This window comes from Chitinophaga sp. (assembly GCF_019236475.1).
In the GTDB taxonomy this organism is placed as follows: Bacteria; Bacteroidota; Bacteroidia; order Chitinophagales; family Chitinophagaceae; genus Chitinophaga.
In genome coordinates this window covers 187,649-209,177 of sequence record NZ_JAFAIX010000004.1, presented here as the reverse complement: position 1 = coordinate 209,177, position 21,529 = coordinate 187,649, and the positions used below count along the sequence as shown (strand labels likewise).

23 protein-coding genes are annotated in these 21,529 nt (G+C 43.9%); 12 read left to right on the top strand and 11 right to left on the bottom strand.

Going from position 1 to position 21,529, the window contains the following annotated elements; all coding sequences use genetic code 11:
- Window positions 1-14: 14 nt before the first annotated feature.
- Window positions 15-1,592 (bottom strand): hypothetical protein, encoded by a 1,578-nt coding sequence (locus tag JO154_RS04965; RefSeq protein WP_291942474.1) that lies wholly within the window; start codon window positions 1,590-1,592, stop codon window positions 15-17.
- Window positions 1,593-1,624: 32 nt separating this feature from the next.
- Complete coding sequence (locus JO154_RS04960; protein WP_291942473.1) at window positions 1,625-2,548, bottom strand: hypothetical protein; 924 nt, start codon at window positions 2,546-2,548, stop codon at window positions 1,625-1,627.
- 234 nt (window positions 2,549-2,782) lie between these two features.
- Between JO154_RS04960 and JO154_RS04955 the strand changes: the two genes are divergently transcribed.
- Complete coding sequence (locus JO154_RS04955; RefSeq protein ID WP_291942471.1) at window positions 2,783-3,355, top strand: suppressor of fused domain protein; 573 nt, start codon at window positions 2,783-2,785, stop codon at window positions 3,353-3,355.
- Between the two features lie 2 nt (window positions 3,356-3,357).
- Window positions 3,358-4,452, top strand: coding sequence for a hypothetical protein (locus tag JO154_RS04950; protein WP_291942470.1), 1,095 nt, complete (start codon window positions 3,358-3,360; stop codon window positions 4,450-4,452).
- Window positions 4,453-4,497: 45 nt separating this feature from the next.
- Here the strand turns inward: JO154_RS04950 and JO154_RS04945 are convergent, their stop codons facing one another.
- On the bottom strand, window positions 4,498-5,001 hold the full coding sequence (locus JO154_RS04945; RefSeq protein WP_291942469.1) for a hypothetical protein: 504 nt from the start codon (window positions 4,999-5,001) through the stop codon (window positions 4,498-4,500).
- Between the two features lie 173 nt (window positions 5,002-5,174).
- On the opposite strand from JO154_RS04945, the gene JO154_RS04940 reads away from it, so the two are divergent.
- The 7 genes from JO154_RS04940 (at window position 5,175) to JO154_RS04910 (ending at window position 13,821) form a co-directional block, all read left to right on the top strand.
- Window positions 5,175-6,005, top strand: coding sequence for an AraC family transcriptional regulator (locus JO154_RS04940; RefSeq protein WP_291942468.1), 831 nt, complete (start codon window positions 5,175-5,177; stop codon window positions 6,003-6,005).
- Between the two features lie 63 nt (window positions 6,006-6,068).
- The gene (locus tag JO154_RS04935; protein ID WP_291942467.1) at window positions 6,069-6,632 is read left to right on the top strand and encodes a DUF417 family protein; all 564 of its coding nucleotides are present in this window, start codon (window positions 6,069-6,071) and stop codon (window positions 6,630-6,632) included.
- A gap of 98 nt (window positions 6,633-6,730) precedes the next feature.
- Window positions 6,731-8,185: a S41 family peptidase gene (locus JO154_RS04930; protein WP_291942466.1), complete on the top strand. Its 1,455-nt coding sequence runs from the start codon at window positions 6,731-6,733 to the stop codon at window positions 8,183-8,185.
- A gap of 99 nt (window positions 8,186-8,284) precedes the next feature.
- The gene (locus JO154_RS04925; RefSeq protein WP_291942465.1) at window positions 8,285-8,620 is read left to right on the top strand and encodes an MGMT family protein; all 336 of its coding nucleotides are present in this window, start codon (window positions 8,285-8,287) and stop codon (window positions 8,618-8,620) included.
- A gap of 56 nt (window positions 8,621-8,676) precedes the next feature.
- The gene (locus JO154_RS04920) at window positions 8,677-9,516 is read left to right on the top strand and encodes an alpha/beta hydrolase (protein WP_291942464.1); all 840 of its coding nucleotides are present in this window, start codon (window positions 8,677-8,679) and stop codon (window positions 9,514-9,516) included.
- 650 nt (window positions 9,517-10,166) lie between these two features.
- Window positions 10,167-12,377 carry a hypothetical protein gene (locus tag JO154_RS04915; RefSeq protein WP_291942463.1) on the top strand — a complete coding sequence of 737 codons (2,211 nt, stop codon included), beginning with the start codon at window positions 10,167-10,169 and terminating at the stop codon, window positions 12,375-12,377.
- Between the two features lie 10 nt (window positions 12,378-12,387).
- Window positions 12,388-13,821, top strand: a complete 1,434-nt coding sequence (locus JO154_RS04910; protein ID WP_291942461.1) for an RtcB family protein — start codon at window positions 12,388-12,390, stop codon at window positions 13,819-13,821.
- Window positions 13,822-13,920: 99 nt separating this feature from the next.
- On the opposite strand, the gene JO154_RS04905 is transcribed toward JO154_RS04910, so the two are convergent.
- The 7 genes from JO154_RS04905 to JO154_RS04875 form a co-directional block, all read right to left on the bottom strand.
- The gene (locus JO154_RS04905) at window positions 13,921-14,742 is read right to left on the bottom strand and encodes an alpha/beta hydrolase (RefSeq protein WP_291942459.1); all 822 of its coding nucleotides are present in this window, start codon (window positions 14,740-14,742) and stop codon (window positions 13,921-13,923) included.
- 155 nt (window positions 14,743-14,897) lie between these two features.
- Window positions 14,898-15,842 carry an SDR family NAD(P)-dependent oxidoreductase gene (locus JO154_RS04900; RefSeq protein ID WP_291942458.1) on the bottom strand — a complete coding sequence of 315 codons (945 nt, stop codon included), beginning with the start codon at window positions 15,840-15,842 and terminating at the stop codon, window positions 14,898-14,900.
- A gap of 82 nt (window positions 15,843-15,924) precedes the next feature.
- Window positions 15,925-16,272 (bottom strand): hypothetical protein, encoded by a 348-nt coding sequence (locus tag JO154_RS04895; RefSeq protein ID WP_291942457.1) that lies wholly within the window; start codon window positions 16,270-16,272, stop codon window positions 15,925-15,927.
- 118 nt (window positions 16,273-16,390) lie between these two features.
- A complete protein-coding gene (locus JO154_RS04890) occupies window positions 16,391-16,804 on the bottom strand; it encodes a cupin domain-containing protein (RefSeq protein WP_291942456.1) in 414 nt (137 codons plus the stop codon).
- Window positions 16,805-17,064: 260 nt separating this feature from the next.
- A complete protein-coding gene (locus JO154_RS04885; RefSeq protein ID WP_291942455.1) occupies window positions 17,065-17,235 on the bottom strand; it encodes a class I lanthipeptide in 171 nt (56 codons plus the stop codon).
- A gap of 129 nt (window positions 17,236-17,364) precedes the next feature.
- Complete coding sequence (locus JO154_RS04880; protein ID WP_291942454.1) at window positions 17,365-17,928, bottom strand: hypothetical protein; 564 nt, start codon at window positions 17,926-17,928, stop codon at window positions 17,365-17,367.
- Window positions 17,929-17,940: 12 nt separating this feature from the next.
- Window positions 17,941-19,227, bottom strand: coding sequence for a M24 family metallopeptidase (locus JO154_RS04875; RefSeq protein WP_291942453.1), 1,287 nt, complete (start codon window positions 19,225-19,227; stop codon window positions 17,941-17,943).
- A gap of 189 nt (window positions 19,228-19,416) precedes the next feature.
- Between JO154_RS04875 and JO154_RS04870 the strand changes: the two genes are divergently transcribed.
- Genes JO154_RS04870 through JO154_RS04860 form a run of 3 tightly spaced genes read left to right on the top strand, consistent with a single transcriptional unit; the run spans window position 19,417 to window position 21,152 of the window.
- Complete coding sequence (locus JO154_RS04870) at window positions 19,417-19,782, top strand: metalloregulator ArsR/SmtB family transcription factor (protein WP_291942452.1); 366 nt, start codon at window positions 19,417-19,419, stop codon at window positions 19,780-19,782.
- Window positions 19,783-19,786: 4 nt separating this feature from the next.
- Window positions 19,787-20,266: an SRPBCC domain-containing protein gene (locus JO154_RS04865; RefSeq protein ID WP_291942451.1), complete on the top strand. Its 480-nt coding sequence runs from the start codon at window positions 19,787-19,789 to the stop codon at window positions 20,264-20,266.
- A gap of 10 nt (window positions 20,267-20,276) precedes the next feature.
- Window positions 20,277-21,152 (top strand): alpha/beta hydrolase, encoded by an 876-nt coding sequence (locus JO154_RS04860; protein ID WP_291942450.1) that lies wholly within the window; start codon window positions 20,277-20,279, stop codon window positions 21,150-21,152.
- Window positions 21,153-21,187: 35 nt separating this feature from the next.
- On the opposite strand, the gene JO154_RS04855 is transcribed toward JO154_RS04860, so the two are convergent.
- The gene (locus JO154_RS04855) at window positions 21,188-21,526 is read right to left on the bottom strand and encodes a hypothetical protein (protein ID WP_291942449.1); all 339 of its coding nucleotides are present in this window, start codon (window positions 21,524-21,526) and stop codon (window positions 21,188-21,190) included.
- Window positions 21,527-21,529: the final 3 nt, after the last annotated feature.

Genomic DNA, 21,529 nt, shown 5'->3' with positions numbered 1-21,529 from the left:
AGGAGATTTTTGTTTTATCTTTTTCCCAATCGTTCTTGTAATTGCTGCTTATATAAGCTCTGAGGCTGCACGGGATGATCCTGTGATACATAAATCCCAGATGGCAATAAGGGCGATTTATCAAAAGGGCGGGCCTCCTGGCGTTGTGCACCGCTACAACCTATCATCCAGTTCATAGCACCGGGCGGTTGTTGATTTAAGAATGATGTAGCGCTGCTATTCCAGGCTACTGCCCATCCGATGGCCCAACCATGGCCGGAGCCCATTTCTCCCCTGTTCATAAAATCGATTCCACCGCCGGGCACTTTGCAGTTATCGACCAATAATCCCGTTGCCCAACGTTGATGTGGCTGTATCCAGCCACCGCCTTCAAATACACAATCCATGATCACGATAGGCCCGGTTACTTTAGCACCCGTAGCGATATAGAAGACGTTCGCTCCTTTGATATAACAATTCTTTACTAATTGCTGTGGGCCGTTGGTGCTGATATCTGCTGGTTTGGCAGCGCCAATGGTTACATCGTCGTGGAAGATGGAGATGCTATCGAGGGTAATTCTACGACCAGTGATGGTGATACTATTGATGGTATTAAAGATCTGGATATTAGATGCCCATGCATCGGTGATACCACCTATAAAAAACGCCTGATGGTGGCGATCATTGATCGTACCTGTTTGAGAGGGGGATACCATGCGAAAGTTCATGATGCCGCAATTAGTCAATTCCCCTGTGGTGCTGATTTTCTCTACCACGGTGCCTTCTGGCGACGTATAGGCAGCATCGTAGTTGTCTGTCAAGGGTACATCAAATTGGAGGGTATTGCCTTTAATGGTGGTGATGATCCTGTCGGTGGTCAGTTCCCCATTGATCCAGGTTTGGGGTTTGCCGTCCCTTACCAGGTCGTCCATGCCCATGAATTTCACCCATTGGGGAGTAACGGGTTTGGTTATACGAACCGTGTCTCCCAATTTAAAACTTTTACCATTGCCTACTTGCAATTGCATTGCGCCGGCAGGCACATAGGTATCTGTCACCGTTTCACGGGCGCCGGATTTAGAATACACGGGTTTTCCTTTTATCACGACGCCCATATGTGGCGCACCGCTTAATTGCAGGATAGTCCCATTCTCTCCACTGCCACTACCTGCCAATACTACGCCACTGGCTTGTATCTGGATGGTTTGTTGACATTCATAATTACCAGGAGATAGCAGCACCATACCTCGGAAACCGTTTTTCAATGGCAAGGCCGACACCTTATCAATAGCGGCCTGTATCCCTGCGGCATTATCCCCAGGAACCGGTTGCAGGGTGATGGTAGCAGGAATATTAGGGATGGATACTCCCCCGCCTTTATAACCGGCGTAGGAGAAATCAAGGATACGATCCCCACGGGAGGAATAATCATACTGTAATTTCCCTTTAGCATCCAGTGATACCCATTGCTGGGCATGACTGGCTAAAGGCAGTAGAATGGCCACGCAGCAACTGCGCAGTAAATTTTTTGCGAAGATATTTTTCATAACAGGAAGCCAGTCAATAGCTGGTATCCCCAAAGCTACTACGATCCTTTGAATGGATCTGTTCAATTCCTAATGATATTTTCGCGCTTAATATTCACTTAACGCATCTTAATATACCTATAATTTAATTCAAGTTGTATGCCTGGAAATACTTGTTTTGTTGCTACCCGCGTATTGTTCATTAAGGTATAACTTACCGTAGAAGTCATCACTGGCTTGTCATCTTCTATATATTGCATGCCCGTCACATAATGCTTGGATAAGAGCCAGGGATATGTCTTATCCATTGGATCGGGAAAAACATCACTCAATATAGCTCGTGCTAACAAAGGATTTCCAGCGATCATCGGATAGAGCGGATTGAGTTCAATACCATATTGCATCGTATACTCCCGTGAATTAGCCACATCGGGCAAGTGGTTAGATTCTACATACAACACGTATTTATGCCAAATAATATCTTCCTTTTCCCTGTTGGATGCAATATAATGTACCATTCTTCCTTCATTGAAACTCGGAAACGTATCTTTCGATCCTTCAATGGTCAGTTGATAATTATTATCAAGTTTATAACGCCAGGTGTCCTTTCCTGATACAGCGCCCGTCTGGCCACTATACAGCGTGGAATAAATGTTCACTTTACCGGGAACCCACTCGATAGTATCTCTGCGGGTCAGCACCGTATACCCGCCAATGTAATTGTAATAAACAGCGGTAGATACATATCCCTCGGCATCATAAGTATAATCTACATAATTCATAAAGCGCCTGTAGAATGGGACAAACTCCCATTTTCGCGCTACCTGCTTCTTATCGTTATATACCATGCTATCTTTACCTATATTATTCACACTGATATACGTGACCAAATATTGGCCTGGATCGGGCAATGGCGGCCTATCCTGGTTAGACCCACCACCGGGAGAAACAACATGGTCTTTACCACATTGACAGAACAGGAATATCATCATTGGTAGAAGAATAGCCATACAAGCATATCTTCCCATCTTCACGAAGTACATAGGGTCAGATTTATACATCAACAATGGCTCACCAATGGGGGCTAGCTTTCATTGGCAAACACGACCAACGTATTAAAATAAACGGGCTCTTTCGACGAAAGGTTGGGTCATGTTGGTACTATACACGAACTTTTTCTCATGAACCTATCAAGTGAGGAATTATAGCGTAATACGGTAGAATTCCATACATGCCCCGCGTAATTTTCCTACCTTCACGCTATCAGTCACCATCTTATGAATACCGCAGCTACACCCGCAGAAAGATACATTCAACACCTGGATCAAATTTTCGGACAGGAACCGCTTTTCTATAAAAATGAGAGCCTGATCCCCGGATTGCCTGGCGTTACCACCATCGTATACAAGGATATTCCTGAAAAGGGCTTTATTACTGCTTTTACCTACGGCCTCTCCCTGGCAGCGCATCCATCCTGGAAGTACGGCCACCCGGAACTTTGTATTACAGTGGAGTCCGAACAAATGGAATGGGCACATGCATTAGGATTTGTGGCTAATAAACTTAGAGGTAAATGTCCGTTTACATACGGTGAAACCATTCGGTTTGGAGAGAAAATAAGCCCGGATTCCGATATGGATGCATTCTATATTTTTGCACCCGCCATCCTGGAGCGTGCGGAGTACAGCCAGTTGGACATTGGCATGCCGTACCCCATCCATATTTCAGCGCTATATCCTATGTATCATGTTGAATTGAGTACCTTCCAGACTATTGGATTAGAACATTTTTGGAAACATCCTGAAAATGATATCTTTAATGTAAAGAGAACAAAAATCATTGTTGCATAACCATGGAAAATGTCTTACCCGTACAGCCATTTCAAATTGAAATAACCCGCACAAAAACCGCTACCATTACGCAATTGCAGTCAACAGGAGAGGTCACTCATCATGGGAATGTGTGCATCAACGGAGAGACGATTTGTGCCACCTACGTTTATCAATTTTCTCCCTATAAACTCACGTATATACGTACCCATCCGGATGGTACTGTTGATGGCGTCTGGCAAGAACCCGACGGCATTTTACCAACACTCTTTTACAATCCAGAAGGTAATCCATTTGTTTCCATCATTCCCTATCATCCAGATAAGGAAATGGAAATCAGTGTACCCTTATTCCATCGGGAGGAAGTACCGCTGCCAAAAGGAAACAGGCCGTTTACAGGCCATTTCATAGGAACGGTTCCAGAGGCTGCCATCTTTTACGATAAAGATGCTTTTACGCCTAACAAGCCGGATAAAATGATGGCGGTTACTTTTCGAAATAACCAAGTCTACAAAAAAACAAATATTAAAATTCCAGCTCCGGCGCAAAACAAGGTGTTCATTCACGCTGGGCAAATGCATTTGCTAGCAAGAGAGGGCAAAACATGGCTCCATCGGCAGATAGACGCCAAAGGAAATATTTCCTTCAGTAGAAGCATCGCAGCGGAAAATAATTATGTGCGAGAGATATTATTCCTCTCGCCCACACAAACGTCCTATCTGCTCACCAACAGTAAAGGCATGCTGGAAATCATTACCCTGACCCCTGATGGCCAACATTCACGCAATCAAGTATTCGACCTACAAGATGATTTATACAACACCTGGACGCCTGTAGCCATCAATGCGGATACTTATGTTACGCGGTTCAACACGGGCGCAGGAAACGGCTGGATAATTACCCGAGAAGATAAACTGTTGGAAATCTATTACAGTAAAGGTAATCAGGGATATAAAAATTTAATTACCGGGGAGCTTATTCCATTACCTTATGGAGACACGATTCTCTCCGGACTCAATAAAACCACTGCGTATGGATATGCGGTTATCTGTTATCCGAGAGTGGGCAAAACAGAAAAGAACAATACGTTATTGGTGATTAATCGCACATTGCAGTAGCAAATCCAAGAAGGATGGCTACTTTAGCAACCATCCTTCTTAGTATTATTTTAGATATTCTTCAGGATTAAACGGCTCGAAATCCCGCTCTACAAAAGCTTCTGTAAGGATGCCAGCAGTACAAAGCCATTCAATAGTTCCTCCTAAAGTATTACCAGTATGATAAATCATTTCTTCATGACGAGGAAGGATATAATATTGCTGATTATACAGGATAATTTCATCTCCATCAAAGGTATCGCCCATTATCACTGACGCTAATGCCTGCTCTTTGGTAAGGACGGCTGCCCCCTCTTCCCAAAACCAATATTGTGTAATACGCTCCTTCCATTCCGATTGCAATGCCTGTATAGTTTCTGGCAAATACACCCGTACATAGGTGCCACCTAAAATACCGCATCCATAGCGGGTTACATAATCTTTATAATCCTGATCTACGTTTATTTGGAATGCCTGCTCCAGTTGTGCAATAGCCGCTGTAGAAGAAAGAAATAAATCCGTGCTGTTGGTGTTATAATTCGGAATGATCTTAAACTTTGTAAAATCCATCTTCACGCTTTTTTTCATGTTAGGATACGGACACGAATATATGCTAATTCATCGGAGCATATGGGATATTAAAAATTGGTTATCTTAATTTCCGTAAAAAAAACCTGATGTATCATTCCCTTCGCCGGGTATCGCTATTTGGGTTCCTGCAATAGGCGCATTACATTTGTATAATGGAACGGACTTGTCGCATTACCTCGACCAACATTGCAGCTAACCGGAAATACAGCACCCAAGAGAATTACGGTATTACTTTCTGCCAGGGTAGCGGCAGTTTTTCTATCGATTTATTTAACGGCGCCTTTTCCGGCAATGTGATCCTCTTCACCACACCCTGGCAAGAAATCCATTTCAGTGAAGATGCGACAGGAACCCTCAAAACCATCTGGTTTCATGCCGATTATTATTGCATAGAACATCATAAAAAGGAAGTAGCCTGTAATGGGATACTTTTCAATAATATTTACCATCCGCCGTTCATATTCCCGGATATCGCGCAGCAAAATGCACTCCTGCAAATCGCAGATCAACTAGCCGCAGAGCTTCCTCATGAAGATAATTACAGTCAAGCTGTAGCCCGCAGCTACCTGCAATTGATGCTGGCACGCTGTACCCGCGTGATGGTGCAGGATATACCCGCAGATAATGCGGTACAGGCGCATCACCCTATATTACAATTCCGAGATTTGCTGGAAGCGCATTTCCTGGCTAATAGGGCGCCTTCGTTCTATGCAGAACAATTGGGTATGACGCCCAATAATTTTTCCAAAAAAGTAAAGGAATATTTCCTGAAATCCCCTTCCGATCTCATCCAAGAAAGAGTGATATTGGAAGCCAAGAAGTTAATTCATCTCACCTATAAAAGTATGAAGGAGATAGCCGCCACGCTCCACTTTGAAGATGAACACTATTTCAGCCGCTATTTCAAAAAATACACTGGCGTATCTCCTTCTAAATTCCGGGAAACAGTGGGCATATCCATTGTGGCACAAATATCCATGTAAATACCCTAATCGTCTATGGTCCTGTGGGCGAATGCCTGGTAATTTTGCTGAAAACAATTTCCTATGTTAAAGTTATTGGCAAACGTACAGGATTACTTTATCCATTTTCTCAGAATATCCATATTTGTGGTAATGGCCTGGATTGGCGGATTGAAAGTCGCCCATTATGAGGCAGACGGCATTGTCCCTTTTGTCGCCAACAGTCCACTGATGAGCTTCTTCTATCATCATCCTGCGCCAGAATACAAGCAGTATATGAACCCTGAAGGCAAGGAAGTAAAGAAAAATCAAGAGTGGCATGCTTCTAATGGCACTTATCCTTTTGCATATGCGCTGGGAACTGTTATTGTATTAATCGGGGTACTGATATTATCCGGTATCTGGTTTCCAAAACTAGGACTGATAGGCGGATTACTGACCGCTGGCATGGCATTGGTCACACTGTCCTTTTTGATCACCACGCCGGAAGTCTATGTACCTAATCTGGGCGGCGATGGACTTACGCCTAACTATGGCTTCCCTTACCTCAGCGGAGCAGGTAGATTGGTATTGAAAGATGTGATCATGATGGCCGGAGGACTCGTGGCTGCATCTGATTGTGCCAGCAGACTATTAAAGCGTCAATAGTCCATTCGCGGGCATGTTACGGGCAACATTCCCGCGGAAAATACGATCCGCTTTCTGAATAAGTATTATATTTATTGGTCGACTAAAAATCCCAATAAATGAAATCCAACATCTATTTGCTTATTCTCCTGCTGATAGCAGCTATAAACCCCATCTATGCCCAATCCTGCACTTGTGAAAGCAATTTCCAATGGATGAAAAAAACGTTTGAAGAAAATGATGCTGGCTTCAAGTATGTCATCAATAATAAAGGCAGGGATGCTTATGAAGCCCATAATCAGAAGATTCTCGCCCGTATAAAGGAGGCAAAGACCAAAGAAGAATGTGTGGCGATATTATCCGATTGGATAAAGTTCTTTAGGGCAGGCCATGCATACGTGCGCAGTATCACCAATAACAATACCACCACTACCACTCCTACTGAAACGCCTGCTCCTGCCAATTGGGAGACGGTTTCCATTCAACTGGATAAGTTTAAACAGCAGGTGGCGGCTAAAAAAGATCCTGGGTATGAAGGTATCTGGTCTTCTCCACCATACACGATGGCTGTTACTAAAAAGGGAGAACAATATGTGGGCGTCATTGTGGAAGCAAGTGCACCCGCATGGAAGCCAGGTATGGTGAAATTCCGTATCATTCCCGGCAAGGACACCACGAAGTCCGTATTCTACATGCGTAATTTCTCTTCGGTGGGCTCCAACAAAGTGATCATGACAGGGCATAATCATCTCCAACTGGGCAATACCATCCTGAAAAGAATCTATCCCGACAATCTGCAAGATGATCCTAATATCAATGAATACTACACGAGTATGTCTGCCGAACAACCCTACCTGGTAAAACGCAATGAAAATACTTTCTATCTACGCGTACCTTCTTTTAACCAGGCATACCGCGATATCATTGATAGTTTATTGACCGCCAACAAAGCGGCACTCCTTAAAACCAAGAACCTAATCATTGATATTCGTAACAATGGAGGCGGCAGCGATGCCACGTACAGTCCCATTATTCCTTTCCTCTATACCAATCCTATCCGTGGTGTGGGGGTAGAATACTATTCTACCAAATTGAACAATCAACGCATGCTGGATTTCATTAATAAGGAGGAATATAATTTCAATGCAAAGGAGAAAGCCTGGGCTAAAACCTCATACGACAAACTGGAACAGCATTTAGGCGAATTTATTAATCTGCAAGAGCGGGCGGTGGGCATCGATACCCTACCTAACGTTTACCCCTATCCGCAGAATGTAGCCATTATCATCAATGAAGCCAATGGTAGTACCGCAGAACAGTTCCTGTTGGAGGCTAAGCAAAGTAAGAAGGTGAAACTCTACGGTGTTACTACCTTTGGAGTGCTGGATATTTCGAATATGTACCAGCAGGAGTCTCCTTGCAAAGACATAGAACTGGGATATTCCTTGACGCGCAGCTTACGTATACCCGACTTCACCATCGATTCCAAAGGGCTACAACCTGATTATTATATCGACAAAAGTATTCCTCCGTATGAATGGGTGAATTTTGTGAATACGATATTGAATGATTAAAGTTAAGATGATATTTAAACGCCGCAACCTGTCTTTACAGATTGCGGCGTTTTTGTTTTGATAATCCATTAACTTTATGGAGGTCAATTTTTATATTCTATGAAGCAGCAATTCACAGACACCACCGCCATATACAAAGGAATTTTTGATATCGTGAGATGCATCCCAAAGGGTCGTGTGTCTACCTACGGCGCAGTAGCGAAGGCCATGGGCTTGAAATCCGGCGCTCGCATGGTAGGCCGTGCGATGGGATTTGTAGGTGGAGAAAAGCCTCCTGTTCCAGTACAGCGGGTAGTCAATAGCTCCGGACATTTAAGTGGCGATAATGGTACCCGTCAAAAGAAACTGGAAGCGGAGGGCATACAGGTAAAAAATGGTAAGATCGTGGATTTTAAAAAAGTCTTCTGGGACCCCGTAAATGAAATTGAACTGTAACTGTTAAAGGAATGTGAGAAGATGTTAATAGTTATCATGATTCCACCGAAGTATATATGAAAAAAGCATTCCTCCTATCCTGCCTGCTACTCACCCTCCTAAGCGCTTGGAGTCAGGATATACCTTATGGCAATAACCCCGCTGCTGGGAAATACCTGACCCACAAAGGTGCCAAGCTATATTATGAAACTTATGGAACAGGGAGGCCGCTGCTACTACTTCACGGCGATACCTATGGCTACATTGAAGAATTCTCCCAATATATTCCTATCCTGAGTCAACATTTCAAGGTGATTGCGGTAGGCATGCGCGGTCATGGTAAATCGGAGTTAGGGAACCTGCCTTTTTCTTATCAACTATTCGCGGAGGATGCCGCCGCCATTTTGCGCCAAGAAACCGCCGATAGCGCTATCGTGATGGGTTTCAGCGCTGGCGCGGTTACCGCTTATTACCTGGCCGCCTATTATCCGGGATTGGTCACTAAAGCAGTGGTGCTGGGAGGGGCCTTAAATATTAAGGCCTACAAACCGGAAGCCCTGAAAGAGCTGAAAGCAATGAATGCTACTATAGCAGAGAAACAACTGCCCGATGTAGTAGCCGCCAGGAAAGCGATTATGCCCGCGCCGGAAAAATATGGCGAACTAATTGAAAGACTGAAAGCTACCTGGTTTCAAGAAGTCTATATTCCCACTGCAAAAGCCAAGGCCATTAAATGTCCGGTGATGATTGTGGGTGGCGATAGTGATGATTATTTCAAGGTATCCGGCTTTTTGGAGGCCCACGAAATTATTCCTAACTCCCAACTGGCTATCATCCCTCATTGTGGACATATCGGCCTTGTATTAAGACCGGAATACCTGACGGCAGTCATTCTACCATTTATGATAAACAATTAAATATTTCATATGAAACCATGCATGCGTGTTAGTTTTTCCTTGATGATGATGTTACTGTTGGCCGGCGGACAAGCCATCTCACAGCAAAAGTCCTTTACGCTTAACATGCCATTTCCCCCGCGCCCGATCCCAATGCCTATTTCCATGTACGCATAGTAGTAAAATACCCAATGGTAAAAGTATACGTCAATAACAACCCAAAGCCTTGCCTGGAGGTACGCCAACTTAGTAAACAAAAGAAAGGCAAACTAGCTGTCTGGACAGGCAATAATTCAGGAGGCGATTTTGCAAACTTAATGATCCAACCATCCAAATAACTACATGCGCAGTTCGGCTTATTAATATAGCCATCGCCGTTAGGAGTAGATCGTGTCTCCCGTAAAATATTAATAACCAATTATTTATAAAAAATTTTAAAAATCTTTTTTAACTGCGCAAAAAGACTGCGCAGTTACCTAGCCATCTTTGTAATGTCAACAACGACGAACACGATCTTTAAATAAAAATTATTACCGGTCAATTGTTAGATACTTCACTTCATCTTTAATGACTTTCTTGCAAGATTATCGGTAAATAACTAGCAGGTCAATTATCACTTACTTCTCATCACTTGGACTAGTGGTAAAATTATCTGCTTAAATTTTAAATATATGTTTACAGCATTACAGAAAATCGGCATCCGCTTCAACGCTATTTACTTACCAGAAGCTACTGCATTCCCTGCAAAGGAAATGACACCTGTATCTGCTAATTTCATTAAAAATATAAGTCAACTGGGATATGTGGTAAATGAGGATTTATTACATCAGTTGAACACCATGTCTGACTATACAGTTCAGGCGATCTACGATGCTTTTGCGGAAGTATTACAAGTAAAAAATAACTGGGCTCCCCTCATCAACAACTGGGAAGATCAGGATAGCCGGATCAATTACTTTTTTGGTGCGGAAGAAGGTACTATGCTGCCTTGTGGGCATGCTATTCCCTACAAAACCTTTCATCTGAAAAGATATAATGGTTGTCCATTCTGTGGAACGGCATTTATCACCAGCGATGAAATCCTTACCGGACAAGGTTCTAAAAAGAAGGAATTATCCTTATGGACCAATGAGCATATGCTGGAACTTTTCAGCAATCTGTTACAGTCTAAAACAGCACTGGATGCTACACAGGTAGATACACTCAAAACTTTACTGCAACACTTCGATCTGCCGGCGGTATCTATTGCCATGAAAGAGACGCAAATGTTGGTAACAGATACCCTTGTAGACACCGGAAAAGCAGCGATAGCAGGCGGTTTGATGACTACCCCTGTAGACATCATGCGTTACCTCTGGTATAAACATACTGGGTTCCTGCAAATTATTTCCCCTGCGATATTAATTAAAAGACATACCAAGAATCACCGACACCTGGTATCGGTATTGGATCAATCATCCGCCATGGCCCGACTGTCTAGAGAATCGCTGAAGCTGAAATACAGCAGAAGTACTTCTAAAATGATTGCCACTTGGATGAATAATCTGCCGATGTCTGCCGAAGCAGCGGCCGAATGGATGCACCCTAAACGCGGTATGTGGGTACGCTTTATACGTGCCCTCCGACTGCCAGAGTATAGCCATAAGCCTGGAATGGAGCCATTGGCCAGATTACTGGATGTCTTCTATAACGAACAATATACCGTATATGCGGCACAGTTAGAACAGTCGAGATTGAAATTCGATGCAGATAAAACCTTTGCCTTATTGCAACAGCGTCCGGGACTTTTTGCCCGTTCCTTGTTTGCCAATATGGTATGGTTTGGCCCGGATATTACGCTGATGCAGTTTAAAGAAATTGCGGATCAGGTGCCAGCGCGACTCCTATTAACACTCGCCAGCTATGCAGAAAATTATTTCAATCCTGAAAACGATCGCATCGTGAAGCCGCTGGGAGGTGTGAGTAAAGTGATAGGTGCGAATAAATATCTTTCATTGTATGATGCGGAACAGTTGAAATCAATGGCCGACGCAGCCACTAACTGCTGCCTGGATATCATGTTGGAACGCTTTGCGAAGAGGAAAAATGAGCATAAAACTATTTTCATAGATCCGTCTTTATACACCATGCCGCTGCCAATAGGCGACAGAGCGGAGTCCATACAAGACCTGCCTGCCGCCCTGATGGGAACACGTTTCCCTGTGGACGGAGATAAAGTACGCCTCTTCATGCAGTGGGGCGTTGGATTACCACAACAACACCTGGATATGGATTTGAGCGCACAGATTGTATACGATAACGCCACACAATTCTGTAGCTATTTCCAACTGACTGCCACCGGTGCTAAACATAGCGGTGATATCCGATCCATACCGAATAAAATAGGTACTGCAGAATATATTGAACTGGATCTGACTCAACTGACCGATGCAGGCGCTCGTTATGTCACCTTTACCTGCAACGCTTACTCCAATGGCGCCATCACCCCTAATCTTGTATTAGGATGGATGAATAGCCAATATAAAATGCGGGTAGACCAAAGAAAAGGTGTCGCATATGATCCCTCTTGTGTACAGCACCAAGTGCGTATTACACAGAACTTAAGCAAAGGATTATTGTTTGGCGTACTGGATGTGGCGGCACGTGAAATTATTTGGCTGGAGATGTCTTTCGGTGGTCAAACGGCCACTTCGTTGGATCGGAAAGGGGTAGAAAGACTCGTCGCAAAACTGGATGCAAAAATCAGTATTGGTAGTTTGCTAGCCCTGAAAGCACAAGCACAACAACTAACCCTAACAGACGACCCAACCACCGCTGATGAATCCTACACCCGTCAATGGGCCATGGACACAGCCAAAGTAACCCAATTGTTAATTGACTAACTTCAAAAAAATGGAAACAAAAGTAATGAGAATAAATGGCGACGACCTCCTGGCTATAGGATATGTTCCTAGCCCGGCTTTAGGTGTAGCCTTGAAGATAAACGAAAAACGTCATGGTATCAACCGTAACGATATGATGACCTTCTATGCGGCCGTGTTAAAAGAACCTACTGCTTACCTGGAACATAAGGTCTTCGGTAAACTAGCGAAAGCGCTGATAGAAGATGCAGAAAATGCAGCGTTGAATAATACCATTCCATTAAAGGAAACAGTGGAACCTTACGCCATATATGGAAAAGACCATATTGAAGCAGGAGCTATCAAGCAGATGAACTTGGCCATGCAGCTCCCAGTGACCGTTGCGGGGGCGTTGATGCCAGATGCGCATCAGGGGTATGGACTGCCTATTGGTGGGGTATTAGCAACAAAAAACGCGGTGATTCCTTATGGTGTGGGTGTGGATATTGGTTGTAGAATGGCCTTGACGGTGTATGATATTCCAGTGACGCACTTTGAAAACAACACCGAATTATATAAAAACGTTATTATGTCCAACTCTGTATTTGGCGCAGGCGCTGGGTTCAGATTGTGGGATAGAGTGGACCATGCGGTGCTGGAAAATAAATTATTCCAAGAGAATGCCTTCATTGCGAATCTGAAAGATAAAGCATGGCATCAGTTGGGAAGCTCTGGAGGTGGAAATCACTTTGTGGAATTTGGGGTATTAACATTCGCCGAAGATGATGCGCCGCTGGGTATTTCAAAAGGAACTTACCTCGCCTTGTTGACGCACTCCGGTTCCCGTGGAATGGGGGCCACTATCGCCGGTCACTATACGCAGTTGGCCAAAGAGATCTGTAAACTGCCATATGAAGCCAGAAACCTGGCTTACTTGGACCTGGATACGCCAGAAGGGAATGACTACTGGTTGGCCATGAATTTGGCGGGCGACTATGCCTCTGCTTGTCATGAAGTGATTCACCAGAAAATCACTGCGGCCTTAGGCGCGCAAGTACTGGCACGGGTGGAGAATCACCATAACTTCGCTTGGAAAGAGCAACTGAATGGCGAAGAAGTGATTGTACACCGTAAAGGGGCTACTCCTGCTAGTAAAGGCGTCATGGGGATTATCCCAGGATCTATGACTGCCGCCGGGTTCTTAGTACGAGGTAATGGCGCTACCGCAGCTATCAACTCTGCTTCTCACGGTGCAGGTAGACAGATGAGTAGAACACTGGCCACCAAATCCATTAACGCAACTGGAATGCAGACGCTATTGGATAAAGCTGGGGTTACCTTGTTGGGTGGAGGACTGGATGAAGCGCCTATCGCTTATAAAGATATTTTCACCGTGATGAAGGCACAGACCGACCTGGTAGACATCGTTGCGCAGTTTTCACCGAAAATGGTGCGGATGGCGGATGATGGAAGTAAAGAAGATTAAACCAACAAGCCACTTGAAATATTTCAAGTGGCTTGTTGGTTTATATATTTTTCGGGAGATGACTACTGCACCGATTACAATCGTTTCACTTCGGATCGATTAGGATTGTATAAATGCCAGTAAATCCTTGTTAATCGTTTCTTCTTCAGTAGTAGGCATGCCATGAGGGAAACCAGGATAGGAAATTAATTTCCCCTTCTTCAGCAGCTTTATTGCTTTTTGCGCGGTAATATGGAATGGAACGATTTGGTCATCTTCTCCATGCATGACCAATACAGGAATGTCTACACTTTGTAGATCTTGGGTGAAGTCGGTTTCAGAGAATGCTTTGATGCAGTCATAATGTGCCTTCACAGCCCCCATCATTCCTTGTCGCCACCAATTATCTCTTACCCCCTGCGATACTTTCGCACCTTCGCGATTATAGCCATAAAAGGGAATCGTAAAATCCTGGAAATACTGAGATCTGTTGTAGCCAGTACCTTTACGGATTTCGTCAAAGATAGCCATGGGTACGCCGTCCGGATTTGCAGGACTCTGAACCATAATAGGCGTTACCGCACTAATGAGTACCGCTTTAGCCACCCGGCCTTTTCCATGTTTCGCCACATAACGGATCACCTCTCCTCCACCTGTAGAGTGACCAATATGCACCGCATCCTTCAGATCCAGGGCCTTTGTCAGTTCTGCTACATCTGCTGCGTAGGTATCCATATCATTTCCTGTCGCAGTTTGACTGGATCTGCCATGCCCTCTTCTATCGTGGGCGATAACTCTATACCCTTGTTGGAGGAAGAATGACATTTGTGCATCCCAGTCATCGCTGGATAGCGGCCAGCCATGATGAAAGAATAACGGTTTACCGGTACCCCAATCTTTATAATAAATTTCGGTACCATCCTTTAATTTGAGTGTACTCATTTTCAAGTGATTTAGGTGTGAAGATAAATGCCATTAGGCGGGCCAGACTGCAGTATGACTACCTAGGGTTCATTCTAACACATGATCCCTTTATCTTGTTCGTTGTACTGGGAAATTGGGAAAAGGAGGTACAGCCGTACCCCATGATGCCCTATTTAAGGCCACTGGATGCCTGTAATGTTTTCACTTAGTTTCCAGAGCCTAGCAGCGGATTCCGGGTCTAAAGCAAAGGCGCGTACGCCGCGAGGAGTAGGAGCGTCATTGAGCATGAGTTCCGCGATGTTACAGTCTTCACAGTATACCCCACCGATATCCGCTAGTTGTTCGCTGAGGGCGCACCAAACCGAAGTAGCAGCGCCTTGTTGCGTTGTTTTAAACTCGCGTACCTGGTCGGACCATTTTTTGATTTCTTCTTCCGACATATAGCGGAAGATATCTGTTTTGATAGCCCCAGGATGTACGGCAAAGCTACTGACACCAAAGGGATTACCGCGTTTGTTTAGTTCTACGGCAAAGAGGATATTCGCAGTCTTGGATTGGCCGTAGGCTTTCATCGTATCGAACGGCTGTCTCTCGAAATTCAAATCATCGAACTGCACCTCCGACCGGCGATGTCCTACGGAAGTCAATACAATCACCCTTGCCCCTCCTGCTTTTTTCAAAGCAGGCCATAGTAGGCCAGTGAGTTGGAAATGCCCCAGGTGATTCACTCCAAACTGCATTTCGTAGCCGCGTTTATCCGTCGTAAAATGAGGAGGGCGGAATACGCCGGCGTTATTGAACAGCAGATGTAAGGTATCATGTTCTTGGAGGAATTGCTGCGCGAAACTATCCACTGATGCTGGATCTGCGAGGTCAAGTGGAATGAAGGATACATTCGACAGTGCGGTGAGATGATCTTCCACCTTTGAGAGATCCCTCGCGCCTACTACCACCGTAGCTCCGATATCCGCTAATGTTTTCACGGTTTCGAATCCGATACCGGAATTCCCACCGGTTACAATCACTACTTTTCCGTGTAGATCATGTCCTGCGGCGATTGCGGTGGCGGTACTTTGGGCATTGAATGGGGAGGGAATGGGGGTTTGCATAGTTTTCATATGTCCGTAAAGGTAACATATGTCTACCTAAATGAAAAAATACGATGGTGGGTAACCATTATAGCTATACGAATTCCTTGATTTATTCCATGTGAATGAAACGGCCATCGCTTAAATCGCTAACATACTCAAGTGCATTTGGTATTGGAGCAACGTCCATCATTACATTATCCGTTACAAGGATATCATAATCTTCGGGGATATTCTCCATACCGCAAGCAGGACAAGTAGTTGATTCAATAATGCCGTAGACTTTCACTTTTCTAAAAGTGGGATTTCCAATATCATATATGCCACGCCATCGGATGGAATCTCCTAAGTGGTAGTGCAGTTGCCAGGTTAATCCGTATTTAAATTGAATGGCTGCATCGTGGTGTTGTTTGCAATCCGGGCAGGTAATGGCGGTGTGTAAGGTATTATATGATCCCATATGTTTAGCAATATAATTTATCAACTTCATGGGACCAAATATGACACGAATGTAAACAAATCAGGCCGTACCCTGGTGTAGGCACGGCCTTCTCTTTGAATCGTGTCTCCCTATGATATTATTTTTGATTTGCTGCGTTATAATCCGCGTCTGATACGGGGTCTAGCCATACTACATTCTGATCACCTTGATAGTTGGTGATAGCAATATGTATCATTTTGTTGTAGGCAGAAGCACCGTGCCAATGCTCTACTTTTTCCGGAATACTGACAATGTCTCCTTTTTTGATGGGTCGGGCTGGTTGGCCTCTCTCCTGGTAGAACCCTTCTCCTTCAATCACCACCAATATCTGTCCTTTGGGATGGGTATGCCAATTCGTTCTTGCCTTGGGCTCGAAAGTGACGCTACCCATTGCAAAATCGTTATTCTTATCCCTTGGTATAAGGGTTGTCAGGAAGGCGTTTCCGGTGAAGTAGTCATTGCTTAATTTTTCACCTTTGGTGTAGATAGAAATTGGATTCACTGTGGTCATTGATATAATTTTTTTATTGCTATACTATAAACAGCAATGCACTGCTTAAAGTTTTGTCCACAGTATATCCTCTTTACATATATCTAAAAATTCATATCGTTTCAAGGGATTGATACGGCCGTTGGGCTACTTATATCTGGATGGCGGAGGCTGTCAACAGAGAAGGGAAAACTATACAACGATCAGGGACTGTAACATTAATAAGGTAAAAGAGAAAAGGAAGCCTTAAAATATTAAAATTTAAGGCTTCCTTTTTTAACTTAACAAATTTTACGGCATGATGGCATCATGACTGAAATAGGATCACAAGGATTTTCTGTTGTTGGATCTGTAATGAATTTACCTCCTTGCATAAGGGAAGGAGCTGCTGTAAGACGTGCCACAATTTTCTTGTTCAGCACCAGTCTAGGTAATTGAATTTTCTTTTTCATAGTTGCTCTGTTGAAAGTTTAAAAATCAATATCCCCATGAAATTACAATTAAATGCAGGTGCTGAATATCCCGTAAAAATGGGATTTATAAGCAGTTTACTTACCCTCTTCCCCTCTATCCTCTTTCTCCTATACTATTTCCCGGTAAGGGCGTCTTTCCCAATGCCGGTACATATCATGAAATAATTGCTTCAGGTTAGCCACGCCTAATTGCACTGCGTATTTATTTTTTGAAAAATCGGTCATGACCCGCATCATGACATAGTAATCATTGTGCACTGGCTTTAATACAAATTCCCTTTCTGAATTGAGCAAATGCTTTTCTGCCAGGAACATGGCGTGTAATCGGAATAACAACTCCTGCTCCGCCCGATCTGTTTCTTCTTCCATAAGTGCTTCCAGTGCCTGGATGGTTGCATACAGTTGTTCATCCCAAATGCACAGTAACTGTTCGTGTTTGATTTTGTCCAGGTCTTCTCCCTCCTTCTCCATCCAGTTCAGCATATGCATGACTTTCTGTAGTCGGAATTGCTGCTTTTGATCATCACTTAACCGATTCCATTCCAGGTCTTTCTTAATCTTCTCTGCTACAAATTTTTCTTTTTTATACACCTCGTCTGCATCTGTAGCGGCCTTCAACTTTTCATTGTAGCCATTCAAAATCCCGGCAAACTCCTCCAATTTTTCTTTCATGCGAGATAAACGTTATACACTGAGTTTAGGAATACGGGAAGTCAGGTTATCATTGCCAGTGTCAGTGAGCAGGAGATTATCTTCAATGCGCACTCCTCCAATGTTCATCCAGTGTTCCAATTCCTGCCAGTTGATACAATCTTTGAATTTCTTTTTATTATCTGCGTCTTCCAAGAGCGGTTTGATAAAATACATTCCTGGCTCCATGGTAATCAGATGGCCAGGCTCCAATTGGATATCCACCCGCAGACGAGCACCGAAATAAGTTTTAGGGTGCAAGTTCTCTTCCTGCCCGGTATCACGTACGCGCAGCCCTACCAAATGGCCCAGGCCATGCGGGAAGAACATAGACACCACTTCTTGTGCAATCAGGTCACTGAGGTTTCCTTTTAAGATGCCCAGATTTAATAACCCTTCTGTAAACAGCGCAGCCGCTTTATTGTGAATATCTCTCCAGTATGCGCCGGGTTTAGTCAACTTCGTGCAATAGTCCTGTACTAACTTCACCAGTTGGTACAAAGCCTTCTGCCGGCCTTCTATCTCACCAGAAGAAATAAACGTTCTGGTAATATCTACGCAATAATCATAAATATCTGCACCAGCATCTACCAATACCAATTCCTTTTCACCCACCACTCGCTTAGATGGTGCAAAATGTAAAATGGCAGAATTAGGACCCGAACCCACAATAGAATCATAAGGCGTAGTCTGAGCGCCATTCCTGAAAATTTCCGCTTCGTAAGCAATTTGAATTTCCCGCTCTGTTATACCCGGACGCAAGACTTCCGCAATTTTCTTATAACCATGTACCGCAATATCTGCGATTTCACGAATCAGTTTGATCTCCGCATTATCTTTTACCCGACGCGTCTGATCCAACAAAGTATTTAATGTAAAAGCCTTACCTTCTTTAATGTATTCCGGCGTCTGGCCTAACTTATAGACGGTTGTATATTTCTTCAGAAATGCTTCCAACTCTTCCAGGGACTTTCCCGGAACCGATACCAATACATCATGTTTCTCTCCTTCCCAGAAAGCAGTTTCCTTACCTAATACCTTCTGAAACTCCACCCAACCAGTATCCACACTATATAAAATCACCTCTTCTTCCCTACGCCTACCCGTTAGCCAATAGTAAGACGGATGGGGTAAATAGGTATAAGTATTGTCCAATCCTCCAGGCTTCTGAATAGGCCCGCCGGCGTATACCAACACCGCTTCTCCCTTACTTAATACTTCATTCCACTTGGTGGAAAGTCGCTGCCTTCTGTGATCTATATCTTCTTTTGTAAAATACATGATGTATGATTTTTTTTATCTGCGCCAATTATATAGCAACAGGAATTCAATCACCGAATTTAGGATAGTTAGATGAAAAACAAATGAAGAAATGATTATTAGTAGATACTCCTATCTCTCTTGCTTTCAAAAATAAATTTGCGCAAGCAAATACTTGCGTATATATTTGCAAGTAAATGATTGCATAATATGGAAGCACGCAGAGATGTATTTCAGGCCATAGCCGACCCCACCAGGAGAGCCATCATAGGCATGATAGCGCAACAGCCAGTGAACGTGAACACCATCGCGGAAAAATTTGATGTGAGTCGACAAGCTATTTCCCTACACCTGAAAATCCTCGCTGAATGCGGACTCCTAAACATTCAACAACAAGGAAGAGAACGCTACTGCGAAGCCCGATTGGATAAATTAAATGAAGTGCATGAATGGGTTGCACAATACCATAAACTATGGACAGGAAGATTAGCAGCACTCAAACAATTTGTAGAGCAAGTGGAATTACAACCCACCAGCAAAAAGAAAAACAAACCAAATCATAAATCCAAAAAATAACGATATGGGAAACCAAGTAAGTACCCAGGAAGTATTCATAGAAGAAACCTTCAACGCCAGCGTGGAAAAGGTTTTCAGTGCCTGGACAGATCCAGAAAAACTCATGAAATGGTATGCGCCAGAAGGATGCACCTTCCGTTTCAAACATATGGATATCAGACCCGGTGGCACTTTCCACACCTGCATTTCTAATGAGAAAGTGGGTGATTGCTGGACGATCGGGGAATATCGGGAGATACTACCCCTCCAGAAAATCGTTTTTACACTCATGAACGCCGATGAAAACGGCCAGCCCATCGATCCCGCCTCTATTGGATTCGACCCAGACTGGCCAGCAGCAACGGTTGTAACCGTAACCTTTAAAGCTGAAAATGGGAAAACGAAATTGCAACTCCGACAAACAGTGTCCCAAGCATTAGCGAAGAAAACAGGCGCATACCCAAGCTGGTTGCAAATGTTGGAAAAAATGCGCAACACCCTTTAAAATCATTCACATGAAATATTCAATCATCCATTTAATCGTAACATTTATGATCTGCACCTGCTGCCAGCAAACTATCTCTGCTGCAACACCTTCCTCTACTGATACCATTACAATGCAACACGGCTATTCGAAAGTCAATGGTATCAACATGTACTATGAAATATACGGCCAAGGCGCACCCATTGTGCTCATACACGGCGGCGGTTCTACCATTCAATCTACTTTCGAAAAAGTAATTCCCCTGCTTTCAAAAACCCGAAAGGTGATTGCAGTGGAACTACAAGCCCATGGCAGAACCAGCGACAGAGCCCAAGAGGAAACCTTTGAACAAGATGCAGACGATGTGGCAGGACTCCTAAAAAACCTAAAAATCGATAAGGCCGATTTCTTTGGCTTCAGCAATGGCGGAACTACTACCATGCAGATTGCTATTCGTTATCCGGAAATTGTCAATAAGATAATTCTAGGATCAGCACTCTGCAAACGAAGTGGCGTCCCTGCCCAATTCTGGGGATTTATGGAACATGCTACGATCGACAATATGCCGCAAGAGCTGAAAACAGCCTTCCTGAAAGTGAATCCAGATCCAAAGGCCCTGCAAACCATGCACGACAAAGATGCCCACAGAATGGTGCATTTCAAAGACATCCCAGATGAACAAATCAAATCTATCACCGCACCTACGTTAATCATCATCGGTGATAAAGATTTGATCACACCGGAACATGCGATCGAAATGCAACGACTCATCAAAAATTCAGAAGTAGCTATCATCCCAGGCGGACACGGTGAGTACCTCGGTATCATTATGACACCACAATCCGATGGCAAACAAGCGGACTATGTGATTCCCATGATTGAAAGCTTCCTCAACAAAACAAGATAAAACCTGTGCCACACAGGTTTTATCTTGTGGCAAAATCAACAAGCATTCGTCACCTGAAACTGGTACAACACGGCGCCTGTCAGGAAATTCACCACCCTGATATCAATGACGGTATAACCTGCATTACCAACACCACCAGCATTTTGCCCATTGACAAATCCCTGCCATCCAGTAGTGGTAGAACCGCCACCATAAGTGTATTGTGTAATGTTGATCTGAATAGCGCCAGGGGCCGTCCAACTAGGATCTTTAAATACTTTGTAATTCCAGGAATCAATGGATGTTTGTACGGTAGTTCTGCAAAAGTATTGGGATTGAGCTTTTACACCAATAGCGGCTACCATAAAGAGCAGCAGTACGAGGATCTTTTTCATAAG

Bases quoted from the DNA above. Each gene is read 5' to 3' on its own strand.
- JO154_RS04960 (WP_291942473.1), bottom strand. From the start codon at position 2,548: ATGTACTTCGTGAAGATGGGAAGATATGCTTGTATGGCTATTCTTCTA.
- JO154_RS04955 (WP_291942471.1), top strand. From the start codon at position 2,783: ATGAATACCGCAGCTACACCCGCAGAAAGATACATTCAACACCTGGAT.
- JO154_RS04950 (WP_291942470.1), top strand. From the start codon at position 3,358: ATGGAAAATGTCTTACCCGTACAGCCATTTCAAATTGAAATAACCCGC.
- JO154_RS04945 (WP_291942469.1), bottom strand. From the start codon at position 5,001: ATGGATTTTACAAAGTTTAAGATCATTCCGAATTATAACACCAACAGC.
- JO154_RS04940 (WP_291942468.1), top strand. From the start codon at position 5,175: ATGGAACGGACTTGTCGCATTACCTCGACCAACATTGCAGCTAACCGG.
- JO154_RS04935 (WP_291942467.1), top strand. From the start codon at position 6,069: ATGTTAAAGTTATTGGCAAACGTACAGGATTACTTTATCCATTTTCTC.
- JO154_RS04930 (WP_291942466.1), top strand. From the start codon at position 6,731: ATGAAATCCAACATCTATTTGCTTATTCTCCTGCTGATAGCAGCTATA.
- JO154_RS04925 (WP_291942465.1), top strand. From the start codon at position 8,285: ATGAAGCAGCAATTCACAGACACCACCGCCATATACAAAGGAATTTTT.
- JO154_RS04920 (WP_291942464.1), top strand. From the start codon at position 8,677: ATGAAAAAAGCATTCCTCCTATCCTGCCTGCTACTCACCCTCCTAAGC.
- JO154_RS04915 (WP_291942463.1), top strand. From the start codon at position 10,167: ATGTTTACAGCATTACAGAAAATCGGCATCCGCTTCAACGCTATTTAC.
- JO154_RS04910 (WP_291942461.1), top strand. From the start codon at position 12,388: ATGGAAACAAAAGTAATGAGAATAAATGGCGACGACCTCCTGGCTATA.
- JO154_RS04905 (WP_291942459.1), bottom strand. From the start codon at position 14,742: ATGAGTACACTCAAATTAAAGGATGGTACCGAAATTTATTATAAAGAT.
- JO154_RS04900 (WP_291942458.1), bottom strand. From the start codon at position 15,842: ATGAAAACTATGCAAACCCCCATTCCCTCCCCATTCAATGCCCAAAGT.
- JO154_RS04895 (WP_291942457.1), bottom strand. From the start codon at position 16,272: ATGGGATCATATAATACCTTACACACCGCCATTACCTGCCCGGATTGC.
- JO154_RS04890 (WP_291942456.1), bottom strand. From the start codon at position 16,804: ATGACCACAGTGAATCCAATTTCTATCTACACCAAAGGTGAAAAATTA.
- JO154_RS04885 (WP_291942455.1), bottom strand. From the start codon at position 17,235: ATGAAAAAGAAAATTCAATTACCTAGACTGGTGCTGAACAAGAAAATT.
- JO154_RS04880 (WP_291942454.1), bottom strand. From the start codon at position 17,928: ATGAAAGAAAAATTGGAGGAGTTTGCCGGGATTTTGAATGGCTACAAT.
- JO154_RS04875 (WP_291942453.1), bottom strand. From the start codon at position 19,227: ATGTATTTTACAAAAGAAGATATAGATCACAGAAGGCAGCGACTTTCC.
- JO154_RS04870 (WP_291942452.1), top strand. From the start codon at position 19,417: ATGGAAGCACGCAGAGATGTATTTCAGGCCATAGCCGACCCCACCAGG.
- JO154_RS04865 (WP_291942451.1), top strand. From the start codon at position 19,787: ATGGGAAACCAAGTAAGTACCCAGGAAGTATTCATAGAAGAAACCTTC.
- JO154_RS04860 (WP_291942450.1), top strand. From the start codon at position 20,277: ATGAAATATTCAATCATCCATTTAATCGTAACATTTATGATCTGCACC.
- JO154_RS04855 (WP_291942449.1), bottom strand. From the start codon at position 21,526: ATGAAAAAGATCCTCGTACTGCTGCTCTTTATGGTAGCCGCTATTGGT.